Below are 13,955 nucleotides of genomic sequence, written 5' to 3' on the forward strand. Positions count from 1 at the left end.
TGGTTCAGTCGCCTCCACCCCACCACCACTTTGCCGGCACCCGCCAGGTTGAGGATGATAAGCCAATATTGAGCTGACATGCGTGTATTTAAGCAAGGGCAAACCGGCTCGAGTGATTTCCCACCTGATAGTTACTTTGGCTAGCCGTTTAGCCGTAATAACTGTGGGGTACGAGCAGATTTTGACCAGTAAGGTAGAGGTTATTTAGCAATGAACAAATTTGATTACTTTAAAGTCTTGCACCGTGCTTACGCTCTCACGATTTTGGAAAATTCGACGCAGCCGCTACCCACTATTTGTATCGCAAGCCGCCGGTTCGTTTACACAACTGACACCAGGCTTTACCTAATCTACGCCGTGGCGGTTACACTACTTCGTTACACTGAGCTTACAGTTGTTGTTGTGCTCACCAATGAGGAGGAAGTGCTTTGAAGTTTAGTGTTAAACATCTCGTGTCCGTAAGTGCGATTGCCGCGGTGGCCGTTGTCGGTCTGAGCGGGTGTAGTAGCAATACCGCTGCCAAGCAAAAGTCAGATACATTAACCGTGGTCTTTTTACCGTCTGACTCGACCAAGGAACAGGAACCGGTGCGTAACGCCCTGAGTAAGTTGATCCACAAAGCAACCGGCAAACAAGTTAAGCTCCAAACGACCACCGACTATAACGTGGCCATTGAAGCAATGGCCTCTGGGAAGGCCCAAATTGGGTTAATGGGACCAGACAGTTACGTCGAGGCCCGCAGGCAGAACGGCAAAGTTGCCCCGCTTGTGACCTACTCTGGTGCTTCCGGAACGCTGCGCGACGCCCATTACTTTAGCTACTTAATGGTGCCCAAGAACCAAGTGGCAGCCTACCAACAGGACGGCAAGTATTCATTGACCAAGTTGAAAGGTAAGTCAATCTCATTTGTGGCGGCAACCTCCACGTCCGGCTTTGCCGTACCTGCCGGCGCCATTGCCAAGGAGAATAACGTCAAAGTTACGGCCCTACAAAAGGGTGGAGACTTCTTTAACAAGGTCCTTTACGGGCAATCACACCCCGGATCGGCGGTTAACTTGTTCAACGGTGACGCCGACGTGGCCGCCTTTGACGATATTGACCTGGTGAAGTACGGCAGCTTTACCAACGATAAGACTAAAGCTGGCGCTGATTTCAAGGTTAGTGCGGACGCACCAGCCCCATTAGATAGAGCGCGGGGCAAAGAATCGGTGGCACTGGCTGCGTACCCGGTACAAAACGAGCCACTGGCTGTGAACAGCAGTGCCGTTAACAAAGCCGACCAGGATAAGATTGTTAAGGCGCTCACATCAAAGTCGACCACCGATAACCAGCTGTTCTTCTCCAAGCCTGGTGCTAAGAAGGCGGGGTTGTTCACCCAGACCGGCAAGGTGCACTTCATTCATGTGACGGACAAGTGGTACGCGCCAACCCACAAGGTGTTGGGGCATTAGGGAGACTGACAATATGCTGACAGTACAGTCATTATCCAAGAGCTATACCCGCGACAAGGTGTCATTGAATGACGTCAGCTTTGATGCACAGCCGGGCACAATCACGGCGGTTATCGGACCGTCGGGGGCGGGCAAAACAACCCTGTTGCGTAGCCTCAACCAGTTAATTCGGGATGACGCCGGTACGGTAACGTTGAACGGTGAGAATTTGCGACTGCTGAACAAACGGGCGCTACAGCGTGCCCGACGCAATATTGGCATGATTTTTCAGAATTACAATTTGATTGATGCCCTGACGGTTGTGGAAAACGTTCTGCACGGCTGTTTAGGCCGTAAGTCAACGTTGCGGGGCATGCTGGCACTCTATTCAGCGGATGAACGGGCCGAAGCAATGGCATTAATCGGGGAAATGGGTCTGAGCGAATTTGCGTTTGTGCAGTGTCGGCACTTATCGGGGGGACAAAAGCAGCGGGTCGGTATTGCCCGAGCGCTCATGCAACACCCCCAGGTACTCTTGTGCGATGAACCCATTGCTTCCCTCGACCCCAAATCTGCCACGTTGGTGATGGATATCCTCCGTCAGCAGGCTGACAACAAGCAACTGATCGTAGTGGTTAACCTACACCAGGTTGCCATCGCGCGGGGATATGCGGACCATATCGTGGCGTTAAATCAAGGGGCCAAAGTGTTTGACGGCACCGCGGCTGCACTGACCGATGCCCGGGTGCAGGAGATTTACGGTTAGGGGGTAAATATGACTCAAGCACGATTTTTTAGGCGGAAGCAGTGGCTAACTGTTGTGACCGTAGTTGCCCTGATGGGAATGTACGCTGCGGCGAGTCTGGCGCTGGGGTTTAATCAGTCTACACTGTTGGAGCTGCAAACCGGCTTTGCGTGGATGGCCCGCAACTTTGTGCCCACTGGCGGGGCGTTGGCCAACCTCACTACCATTTTGTACCAGCTATGGCGGACGTTTGTGATTGCGGTAGCCGCAGCCGGAATTGCGGGGGTGATGAGCCTCGTAATAGCGGTGATTGGCGCGCAGAATATTGGCGTCCGGAACGCGGGGGTTACGTGGTTGGTTCGCGGCTGCGCTTCGATTTTGCGCAATATTCCTATCATTGCCTGGGCACTAATTCTATTATTTTCGTTTAAGCAAAATGAACTGACCGGTTTTCTAGCGCTGTTTTTGATGAACCTAGGATTTCTTACCCGGGCCTTTCTGGAAACCATCGAGGACTTTGACACCAACAAGTTTGAGGCGTTGACGGCTACGGGGGCTAACAAACTCCAGGCGATTTGTCAGGCCCTGCTTCCGGAAATTGCCGTTCCTCTGGTTGAATGGTTACTATACATGATTGAAAACAACGTACGTGATGCCACGCTGGTGGGACTGCTGACGGGGACTGGTATTGGCTTTTTGTTCGACCTCTACTTCAAAAGCCTCAATTATCCGGCAGCAGGGCTAGTTGTACTGACGCTAATCGTTTTGGTCATTGGCTTGGAGTTGCTGTCGAACCAGATTGAGAGGAGGATGTCGGCATGAAGGTAATTGACGAATCGCCAGCAGTAGTGGCGAGCCCAGAGGCCACCCCGACGCCCCGACCAAGAAGTTGCCGTCGTACAACCTTACGCGTCTTTGTGGCGGGCATCAGTCTTATCAGCGTCTACGGCGTGGTCAGCGTGATTCCCCAACATTTTGATCTGGGGACGGCCACACGCAGTTTTCTGGGACACCTCCAACTAATGTTCTTGAGCCCTAATTTTGGGACCGATAGCTTCGTCAAGTTGGGGCTGGCCCTGATGCAAAGTGTGGAACTAGCATTACTAACTACGATGCTGGGTGCAGTTGTCGGCCTTGTTTGCGGGCTAATGGCAGCGCAAAATATCGCTCCTCGATGGTTGGCCTTACTGGTTAAGAGCGGGATGGCCTTCATTCGGGCGATCCCCACCATTCTGTGGGTGCTAATCTACAGTGTGGCACTGGGGCTGGGGCCGAACGCCGCGGTGGTCGGGCTGACCTTCCACAGTGTGGCGTACCTAGCCAAAGTTTTTGCGAACACAATCGAGGAGATTCCTGCCGCCACCATTGAAGCATTGAAATCCAGCGGCAGTGGGTTGTTGCCCATCATTACGCAAGCCGTGTTGCCGTCACTCACGTCGCGGCTACTCAGCTGGACGTTTATCCGCTTTGAAATTAACTTTGCGAACGCCGTTGTGGTTGGCGCCGCAGCGGGTGCCGGGGGAATCGGTTACCAACTGTTCGTGGCCAGCAACTTCTACTTTGATTTTCACGAGGTAGGCATGATTGTGTACTACATTTTAGCGTTCGTTTTGATTTTGGAACTAGTATCGTCGCGGTTACGGCACCGCTTTATAGCGTGATGACCGCAAGCAAAGGGGGAACTTTCAATGACAATCCAAGCAGTGGTATTTGACTGGGCGGGTACCACGATTGACTATGGCAGTCGTGCGCCAATTATTGCCTTCCAGCGGGCCTTTGCCCACTTTGGGATTACCGTTCCTGAACCCGTCATTCGCGCCGACGTGGGTCTCGACAAGGAGCAACATATTGCAAAAATTTTTGGTGAACCGATGGCGTGGACGGTGTGGCAGGCCGCTGGTTATGGTCACGACCGGGATGCGGCGGTCCAGGCCGTCTACGCACAATTTAAGTTGGAAATACAGCGGGTCTTGACCGAGACGGCCACGTTAAAGCCTGGGCTCACAACTTTGCTCGACTACCTAAATCTCCACCACGTGGCCATCGCGTCTACGTCGGGGTACACCGCTGACATGATTGCGCAGGTTGCCCCCGTGGCCGCCGAGCAGGGCTATCAGCCCGAAATTAACGTCACGTCCGAGCTGACCGGTGGGGTGGGACGGCCACAAGGGGACATGCTGAACTACGCCATGCAGGTACTGCACGTGACTAACCCGCAGAACGTCATCAAAGTTGGCGATACCGTGAACGACATTCTGGAGGGTGCCAATGCCGGCGCCATTAGTGTGGGCGTCCTTGAAGGCAGTAATGTGGTCGGTCTCGCTGAACCGGAGTACGTTAACTTGACACCGGCCGATCGGCAACAAGTTTTGGCTGATGCTAGACGGGTATTTATGGACGCGGGTGCGGACGCCGTCGTGGACACTTTACCCGACCTCATTCCGCTGATTGAGCGGTTCAATGTCGCCGAACAACAGACCGCCCCGTTACTATTAACACCAGGGCCGCTGACGACATCCCGGATGGTCAAAGAAACCATGTTGGTTGACCACGGTACTTGGGATGATGAGTACAAAGCGGTGACGGAGGACGTGCGTCGCGACCTACTGCGGGTTGGCCAGGCCAACCCGCAGGACTACACCACGGTATTGATGCAGGGTAGCGGTAGCTTTGCGGTGGAGGCCACCTTACAAACGGCGATTCCCAGTGACGGGACGGTGTTAATCGCCATCAACGGTGCGTACGGCCAACGAATGGCGACGATGGCCGATCGGATAGGGATTAGGCATCTCGACGTGGACTTCGGTGAGTTAAACCAGGTCACACTTCAGCCGGTATTAACCGTGCTGGCGGAGCATCCTGAGGTCACCCACTTTGCGATGGTCCACTCCGAGACGACCACGGGCATTTTGAACCCGCTCGTCCCGATCATTCCTGAGCTCACGGCGCGCGGAATCGTCACCATTGTGGACGCCATGTCCAGCTTTGGTGGCGTGCCGCTGGAGATCGATGCAGTGGGCATGGACTACCTGATATCCAGTGCCAACAAGTGTATTCAGGGTGTGCCTGGCTTTGCCTTTGTGATCGCCAAGCGGGCGGTATTGGCTCAGACTGCCGGGCGTGCGCGCTCACTCAGTTTGGATTTATACGACCAGTGGCGGTGCTTTGAGAACAACGCGGGCAAGTGGCGTTTTACCAGCCCCACGCACACCGTCTACGCGTTTCACCAGGCGCTCCACGAACTCTTTGTGGAGGGCGGCGTGCGGGCCCGTACCAATCGTTATGCCCGCAATGAGGTTCGTCTACGCAAGGGGATGGCCAGTCTGGGCTTTGAACCGTTAATTGCGGAGGTTGCCCAGTCGCCCATCATTACTAGCTTTAAGTATCCACACGCCGACTTTGACCTCACCGCCTTCTACCACGCCCTGAAGGATGAAGGGTTCATTATCTACCCCGGGAAGGTGTCGGCTGCCGCCAGTTTCCGGATTGGTAACATTGGGGAAGTTTACGACGGGGATGTTGACCGTCTGCTCGACGTCGTCAGTCGCTACGTTGAGCAACCAGCACCTGTACGTTAGGGGCAAAACGCAAAGTAGCCGGATCAACCATGCGTCGTCATCGTGACGCGGAGTTGGTCCGGCTACTATTTTGTCTGGCTATTGTTGACCAGAAGGGACCCGGGCCGTGAGCACCCAGACCAGGATTGTTTCGGCCGCGGCGATGGCCACCACCACGCCGAGCGCGTTGACGGTGCCCGCCGTTGTGCCCTGCACGAGGTTGTGGGTGCCAGCTTGACCGGCGGCCACGATGGTCGACGCGAGGCTGGTGCCCAGCGCCGCCGTGAACTGTTGTGTGGTGTTGAAGAGGGCATTACCGTCACTTTGCTCCTGCGTGTGCACCTGCTGCAGGCCGGTGGTCATTAAGTCGCCAAAGCTAATGCCAATACCAACCATAAAGGCGGTGTACCAACCGATAATCAGGGGGTTACTCAAACGTTCGCCCGTGATGAACATGCCGACGATGCCTACAAGTACAAAGAGAGCGCCCACGCGCAATGGTAACTTGGGGCCTGATTGATCGAGCAGGTGGCCACCAACGGGTGAAACGGCTGCCCCGATAGCAGCTCCGGGCAACAATACGAGGCCGGCAACGAGCGCGGAGTTGTGGTTAACTAACTGAATGTAATTCGGCATGAGAAACGACAGCGCGAGCGCAGCGATTTGCAGGCACGCAAAGGCGAGAATACTGACGGTAAACAGTGGTTTGCGCAGTAACGCGAGGTTAATGATTGGCTGTTCAATGCGTGCCGAGCGCAGCACGAATAGTGTCAGGGCGATGATTCCTATCACCAGAGCGCCGGCAACTGACCAGCTGATTAAGGGTTGTCCGCCAAAGTTACTGATGCCGTATATGAGCCCGCAGAACGTAATGACGATAAGGCCAACGCTCAGTCCGTCAATGCTAGCGGGGACCGGTGCGTGTTTTTGCTCAATGCAGAGTAGCCCCAAAATTAACGCCAGCACCAGTACTGGTAGGAGGAACACGAAGATGTAACGCCAGTTGAGGCTGGAAACGATGAACCCGCCAAACGTGGGCCCAATTGCCGGCGCGATACCGGTAATTAGCGTACCCACGCCCATCATTGTGCCGACTTTGCTGGCTGGCACCTGTTCCAAAATGATGTTGAACATGAGTGGCAACGCGATACCCGTTCCGAGACCCTGGACGGCGCGTCCCAACAGAAGCACCCAGAACTGTGGGGCCGCTCCGTCAAGGATGACCCCCAAAATAAACAGACTGATGGCCCAAAGAAACAGCGTCCGGGTTTTAAACCGGCGTTTCAGGGTTGCGGACATCGGCACCATGGATGCGACAACCAGTAGGTATAGGGTGGTGAGCCACTGGACCGTATTGGTTGGGACGTTAAATTCACGCATCAGGGTGGGAAAGGTGATGTTCATGGCCGTCTCGACGATGACGCCGCAAAAGGACATGAGGCCGGTGGCGACAATGGCACCGATAACCTGTGGTCTAATTCGTTCGTTCATGGGTATGGCCTCCGTTCAGTTCGATGAAGCGATGGAGCATCTGGGTAATGAGCGCTTGTTCGGTTGATGAAAATTCAGCGTTGATTGCGTTTTGTTGTTGCGTAATGTAGTTGGACGCACGCTCTTGTAGCGGTTTGGCCGCGCTGGTTACGGTGACGATTTTTTGGCGCGAATCGTTTGGTGACGGGTGGCGTTCAACCAGGTCCTGCTTCTCCATACGTTGGAGGGTCACGGTGGCGGTAGAGCGCTGAATGTTGAACTCAGTTTCGATGTCGCGTTGCAGAACGTCGGTCCGCGTGCCAATAAAATCGAGGATGGACATCTGGGTGCCCGTCAGGCCGAATTGTTTGGCGTAATTGTCCATGGATTGGTTCATTTGGTTGGTTGCGTGTTTAATTAGTTTACCTAGGTCAATCGTTGCATATCATTCCTTTCGTTAGTTAGCTAACGAAATCTAGTATACGTCAGCCAATCATAAATGCAAGGGGATATGTTGGGTATGCACCATCCATCACTGGCGATAATTATTGACTTGTTGATGCAGTAGATAAGTATAGTAACGGCCGTATTCCAGTGTTGGTCTGGATCGAAACGATTCGCCGGTTGCCGAAGTGATGGTGTACGCCCAAATTTGAAGTGTTAGTTGCAAACGCAACTAACAGTGCTATAATCACTTTATTGCAAGTTCAAGTCAATTTGGTTGAGAATTACGTGCAATTCCTGTCTCTGGCCGGCAGTTAATCCGGACATTGCCCGTTCAACGTAACCCTGTTCGAGGGCCTTTATTTGCGGGTAAACGGATTTGGCCTTGCCGGTGGGCCGGACGTGCTTAAACTTGCGGTCGTGGGCGTCGGGCACGCGCACTATGTACCCGCGGCCTTCCAACTGGCTCAGTGCACGGCTGAGCGTGGTTTTGTCAATGCGGGTGAGGTGGACGAGTTCTGCCTGGGTGAGGTCCTCGTGTTCGACAATACGCATTAGGTAGATGAAGAGGTTGTTGGACAGGCCTAGGGAGCGTACCTGTTGGTTGACGTCAGAGGTGGCTTGCCGTGAAATGGAGCCAATGAGTCGGAATAGCGCGGTGTCATCCATGCTGTGGTCTCCTTTGCATGCTTTAATCAGGTTGATAGTTGTATTTTCAACTACTCACGTACATTTTAACAAATAGGGGTGTTTAAAACTATGTGGTACGAAAAGAAATTGCAGGATTTAACGATTGATGAATACTTTGAGATTATGCGTTTGAGGGTCGATACCTTTGTGGTTGAGCAAAATCGGGTTTACCATGAAGTTGACGACAACGATCCGCGCGCACGGCACGTTTTCTATCGCGACGAGGAGAGTGGACGCGTGCAGGCATACGCCCGCATCTACCAGGAGCCTGGTAGTGATCAGGTGACATTTGGCCGGGTGGTGACGAGTGCGGCCACGCGCGGGCAGGGAATGGGTGCGGCATTGCTGAACCGGATTTTGCAAAGTTGCGCTGCCCATTGGCCGCACCGCGACATTGTGATCGAAGCTCAACAGCAAGTGACGGGCTTTTACGAGCGGGTGGGGTTTGTCATGGACGGTGAGCCGTTTATATTCAACCAAACACCCCACGTACGGATGGTGCGGGTAGCGGGTTAACCAACGCGGAATTTCCGCGGCGGCTTTGCATTAATGTGGTGCATCGCCCGAGCAATTGTTATAATGAACAGCGTACCGGGGTGCGAATTAGGCGACCCCGACTTAAACGTGGCGGGTGGTTTCGTGCCCGGCCCAGATTGGAGTATCAGATGCTGATTCATCATAGTGAGCGCCCGCGCAACTTAATGGCACTCCTCCAGCCCCCTAGCTGTTGTGCGCAGTGGGTGGATGTTAACTAAGTCAAAGCGAGGAGTTTAATCAAATGATTGAAGCAATTAACTTGAAGGCCGGCATGGCGTTCGAAAAAGACGGTAAGCTAATCAAAGTGCTGTTCACGAACCACCACAAGCCAGGTAAGGGTAACACTGTTATGCAGATGAAGCTGTATGACGTCCGCTCCGGGTCAATCGTGCAGACCACGATGCGCCCAACTGAAAAGGTGGAGCAGGCCATTCTGGACAAGAAGAAGGCACAGTTCCTGTACAGTCAGGACGATACAGCGTACTTCATGGACACGGATACCTACGACCAGTACGAACTACCAACGGCTAGTATCAGTGACGACATGCAGTTCCTGCTGCCGGACACCATTGTCGACATCGAATTTTATGGCGATGAGGTGATTGGTGTGACTTTGCCAAGCACGGTGACGTTGGCCGTGAAGGAAACCAGTCCAGCCATTAAGGGCGCTACGGTTTCCGGCGGTGGTAAGCCCGCCACTTTGGAAACTGGCTTGGTGGTTCAGGTGCCTGACTTCATTAAGGAAGGCGACAAGCTGGTCATTAACACCGACCGTGGCGGTACTTACGCTAAGCGTGCCGATTAAATAGATTTGCAACCGACGTTACGTTGTGACCCCGCTGGGCTTTGGCTGGCGGGGCTTTTTTGTTGCTCGGACTATTGAGTTGTTGGGGTTGTCTGACAGGAAAACGCAAAAACCCGCTTACAATTTGCGCGGGTTGTGCTACGAATTACTTATTCAACTTTGTTAACGCCTTAGCCGGCACGGCGCTCTTCGCGACCGCTTCCCACTTGGTGACACCCTTCTTCTGGTTGTAGGTTAACTTCAGGTAGGCGTTGCGGTGTAGTGGGCGTGCCTTGTTACCGTTAAAAGTCAGCTTTTGGGCTGTGCCTTTGTCGTCATAACCGGTTAGAACGTAGTTGTAGTCGACGTATTCTTGGCCGTTGTCGCCCTTATCAACGAACCTCTTGCCGTCGGTTGTTACTTGCGTGTAGTAGCTGGGGCCGCCGTAATTAACTTCTTCATATATTTTTAGGCCACCAACTGTGACCAATAAGAAGGCTATTAACCCAATTAGTAACTTTTTCATAGTCCATCACCTCGATAGTTATTTTGCCTTAACTGGCCGGGTAGCACTACGGACCAAAGTCTGATTAGGAAATGTTAAAGGCGGTGCGGGTCTACCAATGCGGCGGAAATCAGAAAATGTGGCTGTGCCAAAAGGCGGTTAGCTCCCGATATACAAGACGGCATCAGTGGAAATCCCGAACTTAGGATTTCTGCTGATGCCGGCTTGTACGTTAGGGAGCTGCCTTTTGGCGCGCGATCACGATGTATCTTTATGTGCTAAAGGATTCCGTCACAATCCCGTTTTGGTTTCCGTTTAAGCGCACTAATGACCTAGCTGGCCGTTAGCCCAAGCCGTGATGATTGCCATGGCGAGGCCAACGATGACCATAATCACGCCGACAACGGTCAAGCCCGGAATATGACTCTCATAGTGGGTGAAGAAGCCGTAACGCATGCGGGTGTTTAGGGCTACGATGATCATGCCCACCAAAAAGATACCGCCACCAATTGCAATAAGATTCATTTCAAATTTTCTCCTTTATTGTACGTTGCTACTCAATTTGGTTGTGCCGAACGGAATGACTACCCTCAGTATTGGGCTAGCACCGTAATTTGCTTTGAGCATATTTTACCATAATCCCTGTTGTGAAAAAGTTATCCGCGTATCCTATTATGGCCGGTCGCACCGTTGATCTGGCTGGTGATAGGCCGCTGACTGGTGGGGGCATAACTCAAGCCAATTACGTCGGTCCCATTGGGTCGGTAAATCCGGTATTTTATCCCGTAATATTACGATAGTAAAAATTAGTCTACAATGTGTTGACTGGTTCACTGATATGCTAATATTACAGTAGACCAACAAGTGTATTGGTACTATTAGACCGGGGCATTCCCGGATTAGGAGAGTGTTTTGAATGGATGATTCTGCGCAACCAAGTCCTCAACGGGACGATCAGGACGTGGATAAACCGCCTTTATGGCAGTTGGATGATAATCAGTTACGGGCGCGTTATGGCACCGATACTGACAACGGTTTAACTGACGACCAGGTGCGGCAACAACGGGCGAAGTACGGCTTTAACGAGTTGACGGCCAAGAAGCAATCGCGCATCTTGCGATTCTTACGGCAGTTTAACGACAGTATCAACTATATTTTGGCTGGTGCGGCCGTGTTAACACTGTTGATGCAGCACTGGTCGGATTCGTTTGTTATCTTCCTGGTGATTATGGCTAATGCGTTTATTGGCTACTTTCAGGAAGTGTCGGCGGATAACGCGTTGGCTAAAATCCAGGAGTTACTGGTCTCGCAAAACTTTGTGTACCGGAACGGCGTTAAGTTAGAGTTACCGTCACGGGAACTTGTGCCAGGTGACTTGGTGCAGCTGGAGGCTGGGGATGCAGTTCCCGCCGATATGCGGCTAATTTCAGCGGACAATTTGGCCGCCCAAGAATCGATACTGACTGGTGAAACCAACTCGGTGGCAAAAACCGAGGAACCGCTGGCTGACGCACATTTGGCCCTCGCCGAGCGTACCAACATGGTGTACGCTTCGACCGATATCACCCAGGGATCGGGGTTGGGCATCGTGGTGGCAACAGCCGCCCAGTCCGAAATCGGTCACATTCAAAGCAGCGTTAAGGAAATCAAATCAAAGCCCACGCCGCTGGTGCAAAACCTGAACCGTCTCGGTTTAGGCTTGTCGCTGGCGATTGTGGCGGTCGCAGTCATCCTCTTTGTGGGGGGACTGTTGACGCATATATACAGCTTGCCGACTTTGACCATCGCCGTGATTACCATGGTGGTTGGTTCCATGCCGGAAGGGCTGCCGGCCAGTACTTCGGTGGTTCTGGCCATGGGGACGCGCCAGTTAACGCGGAAAAACGCCATCGTCAAAACATTGCCAGCAGTGGAAACGTTGGGCGCCGTGGACATTGTCAACACCGACAAAACGGGTACGTTGACGAAAAACGAAATGACCGTGACCGATGTTGCCACCCCTGACGGTGATTTTCAGGTATCGGGTGTGGGTTACGACGCTGACGGTACGCTGACAGACCAGCAAGGCGAACCAGTTGATTGGCGCAATGATGAGCGGCTGCACTGGCTGGTCCGGATTGCTGGCGAAACCTCAGACGCACAATTCCATGAAGAGGACGGCCAGTGGCAACTAACGGGTGAGCCGACCGATGGTGCGTTAACGGCTTTGTACCACAAGCTTTACGGTGAAGAGCCTGACGTTAACGAGGTCGATTCGCTACCATTCGATTCGCAGTTCCGCTATTCGGCCCGCCTAGCTGACGTCGATGGGGAACGGGTGCTGATGGTCAAAGGTGCGCCGCAAACTTTGGCGCGCCTAATCAAGGAGCACGGCGGTACCGTGATGGAGGCCGAGTTAGAGGCAACCATCACGCGCTTTGCTAAACAGGGTAAACGGGTTGTGGGATTGGCGCGGCAAACGGTGCCGCAGGATCTGGAAGAGATTGACCAGTCCCAAATTGGTACGGACATGCAGATTATGGGGCTGGTAGGGATTATCGATCCGCCCCGGCCAGAGGTCGCTGCGTCCGTGCAGCAGCTCCGTTACGCCGGAATCAAGGTTAAAATGATTACTGGTGACGATCCACAAACCGCCGCGGCCATTGCGCAACAGTTGAACCTCGGAGAAGATGTGCGCGCGATTACCGGTCCTGAACTTGACGCCATGAGTGACGCCGAACTTGACCGGGAAATTGGCAAGTACACGGTGTTTGCCCGTGCGACGCCGGCCGAAAAACTCCGGATTGTGCAGTCGCAGCAGCGTAATGGTCACGTCGTCGCCATGACTGGTGACGGGGTGAACGATGCGCCCGCGTTGAAGCAGGCCGATATTGGGGTTGCGATGGGTATTAAGGGTACCGACGTTGCCAAAGGGGCAGCGGATATGGTCCTTGCGAATGACGACTTCACCACCATTCAAACGGCGGTGAAGGAAGGTCGCCACGTCTTCGATAATATCCGTAAAACGATTCGCTACTTGCTACCGACCAGTTTTGCTGAAGGATTCGTGGTGGTGTTGAGCATGTTGCTTGGCCAGGAATTGCCGCTGTACCCGACGCAATTACTATGGATTAACATGGTGTCGGCGCTGACGATTCAGTTTGCCTTTATTTTTGAGCCACCAGATGAAGGCATTATGGCTCGTGGACCCCGGAACGTGCACGAGGGGATTATTACCAAGGCTTATGCCGTGGAGATTGCCTTTGTGGCGTTGATGATTGCCGGACTAGGAATTTATATCTATGACCTACTGACCAGCATGGGCTTTAGCCACACAGTGGGTAGTACCGTCACGTTACAGGTCATCATCTTTGGAAAAATTTTCTACCTGTTCAATTTACGGACGGAACATCCGGTATTCTCACGTTACTTGTTCCAGAACAAGATGGCGTTTTGGATTATCGGGTTGTTGCTGTTACTGCAGGGTGCGATTATCTACCTGCCGTTTATGCAGGATGTTTTCCAAACGACCACGGTGGGCGCGGCCGTTGGCTGGGGGATTCCAGCCCTAGCTGGGCTCGTTGTGATGACGGTTATGGAAGTCTGGAAGTTCGTCCAGATGACTTATCGTCGTCATGTCGGCCGGGTGCACGACAAAATGGAAATTAAAGACTAATCGGCAACTCGATTGTGGGGGTCGTACTAACGTGGTGGGCAGCCAAAACGTTGGTGCGGCTTCTTTGCGCTCTAGTGGTGGTTCTGGCCGGTGCGGGTGCCGTGGTGCGCTACGACTTTGTGGACCGCTCCACGGTGA

General features: G+C 53.2%; 13 protein-coding genes and 1 pseudogene. 9 read left to right on the plus strand and 5 right to left on the minus strand.

Annotated features, from left to right (window positions below):
* Positions 1-428 precede the first annotated feature (428 nt).
* The 6 genes and pseudogenes from LPA02S_RS07700 to phnW all read left to right on the plus strand — a co-directional run bounded on the left by LPA02S_RS07700 (position 429) and on the right by phnW (position 5,753).
* A complete protein-coding gene (locus tag LPA02S_RS07700; RefSeq protein ID WP_225350187.1) occupies positions 429-1,451 on the plus strand; it encodes a phosphate/phosphite/phosphonate ABC transporter substrate-binding protein in 1,023 nt (340 codons plus the stop codon).
* Between the two features lie 13 nt (positions 1,452-1,464).
* On the plus strand, positions 1,465-2,196 hold the full coding sequence (gene phnC, locus LPA02S_RS07705; protein WP_056956988.1) for a phosphonate ABC transporter ATP-binding protein: 732 nt from the start codon (positions 1,465-1,467) through the stop codon (positions 2,194-2,196).
* Positions 2,197-2,205: 9 nt separating this feature from the next.
* Positions 2,206-2,997 carry an ABC transporter permease subunit gene (locus tag LPA02S_RS07710; protein ID WP_056956987.1) on the plus strand — a complete coding sequence of 264 codons (792 nt, stop codon included), beginning with the start codon at positions 2,206-2,208 and terminating at the stop codon, positions 2,995-2,997.
* Positions 2,994-3,836 (plus strand): PhnE/PtxC family ABC transporter permease, encoded by an 843-nt coding sequence (locus LPA02S_RS07715; RefSeq protein ID WP_056956986.1) that lies wholly within the window; start codon positions 2,994-2,996, stop codon positions 3,834-3,836. The genes LPA02S_RS07710 and LPA02S_RS07715 overlap by 4 nt, the downstream gene beginning before the upstream one ends.
* Positions 3,837-3,863: 27 nt before the next feature.
* A pseudogene (phnX, locus tag LPA02S_RS11890) lies at positions 3,864-4,613 on the plus strand (phosphonoacetaldehyde hydrolase); the annotation flags it as partial.
* A 9-nt stretch (positions 4,614-4,622) separates the two neighbouring features.
* Positions 4,623-5,753: a 2-aminoethylphosphonate--pyruvate transaminase gene (gene phnW, locus LPA02S_RS11895; protein WP_263850251.1), complete on the plus strand. Its 1,131-nt coding sequence runs from the start codon at positions 4,623-4,625 to the stop codon at positions 5,751-5,753.
* A 78-nt stretch (positions 5,754-5,831) separates the two neighbouring features.
* On the opposite strand, the gene LPA02S_RS07725 is transcribed toward phnW, so the two are convergent.
* From LPA02S_RS07725 to LPA02S_RS07735, 3 genes are all read right to left on the minus strand, one after another.
* Positions 5,832-7,223: an MFS transporter gene (locus LPA02S_RS07725; RefSeq protein ID WP_054648953.1), complete on the minus strand. Its 1,392-nt coding sequence runs from the start codon at positions 7,221-7,223 to the stop codon at positions 5,832-5,834.
* Positions 7,207-7,587, minus strand: coding sequence for a MarR family winged helix-turn-helix transcriptional regulator (locus LPA02S_RS07730; RefSeq protein ID WP_225354989.1), 381 nt, complete (start codon positions 7,585-7,587; stop codon positions 7,207-7,209). Before LPA02S_RS07730 ends, LPA02S_RS07725 begins: the two co-directional genes overlap by 17 nt.
* A gap of 311 nt (positions 7,588-7,898) precedes the next feature.
* Positions 7,899-8,315, minus strand: a complete 417-nt coding sequence (locus tag LPA02S_RS07735) for a MarR family winged helix-turn-helix transcriptional regulator (protein WP_054648957.1) — start codon at positions 8,313-8,315, stop codon at positions 7,899-7,901.
* Between the two features lie 90 nt (positions 8,316-8,405).
* Between LPA02S_RS07735 and LPA02S_RS07740 the strand changes: the two genes are divergently transcribed.
* Both LPA02S_RS07740 and efp read left to right on the plus strand, forming a co-directional pair.
* Positions 8,406-8,852: a GNAT family N-acetyltransferase gene (locus LPA02S_RS07740; RefSeq protein ID WP_054648959.1), complete on the plus strand. Its 447-nt coding sequence runs from the start codon at positions 8,406-8,408 to the stop codon at positions 8,850-8,852.
* A 262-nt stretch (positions 8,853-9,114) separates the two neighbouring features.
* A complete protein-coding gene (efp, locus tag LPA02S_RS07745; protein ID WP_054648961.1) occupies positions 9,115-9,678 on the plus strand; it encodes an elongation factor P in 564 nt (187 codons plus the stop codon).
* 145 nt (positions 9,679-9,823) lie between these two features.
* On the opposite strand, the gene LPA02S_RS07750 is transcribed toward efp, so the two are convergent.
* Both LPA02S_RS07750 and LPA02S_RS07755 read right to left on the minus strand, forming a co-directional pair.
* Positions 9,824-10,183 (minus strand): YxeA family protein, encoded by a 360-nt coding sequence (locus LPA02S_RS07750; protein WP_056956984.1) that lies wholly within the window; start codon positions 10,181-10,183, stop codon positions 9,824-9,826.
* A gap of 303 nt (positions 10,184-10,486) precedes the next feature.
* The gene (locus tag LPA02S_RS07755; protein WP_056956983.1) at positions 10,487-10,687 is read right to left on the minus strand and encodes a hypothetical protein; all 201 of its coding nucleotides are present in this window, start codon (positions 10,685-10,687) and stop codon (positions 10,487-10,489) included.
* A 391-nt stretch (positions 10,688-11,078) separates the two neighbouring features.
* Between LPA02S_RS07755 and LPA02S_RS07760 the strand changes: the two genes are divergently transcribed.
* Complete coding sequence (locus LPA02S_RS07760) at positions 11,079-13,817, plus strand: HAD-IC family P-type ATPase (protein ID WP_056956982.1); 2,739 nt, start codon at positions 11,079-11,081, stop codon at positions 13,815-13,817.
* Positions 13,818-13,955: the final 138 nt, after the last annotated feature.

The sequence above is a fragment of the Lacticaseibacillus pantheris DSM 15945 = JCM 12539 = NBRC 106106 genome, assembly GCF_001591865.1.
Classification (GTDB): Bacteria; Bacillota; Bacilli; order Lactobacillales; family Lactobacillaceae; genus Lacticaseibacillus; species Lacticaseibacillus pantheris.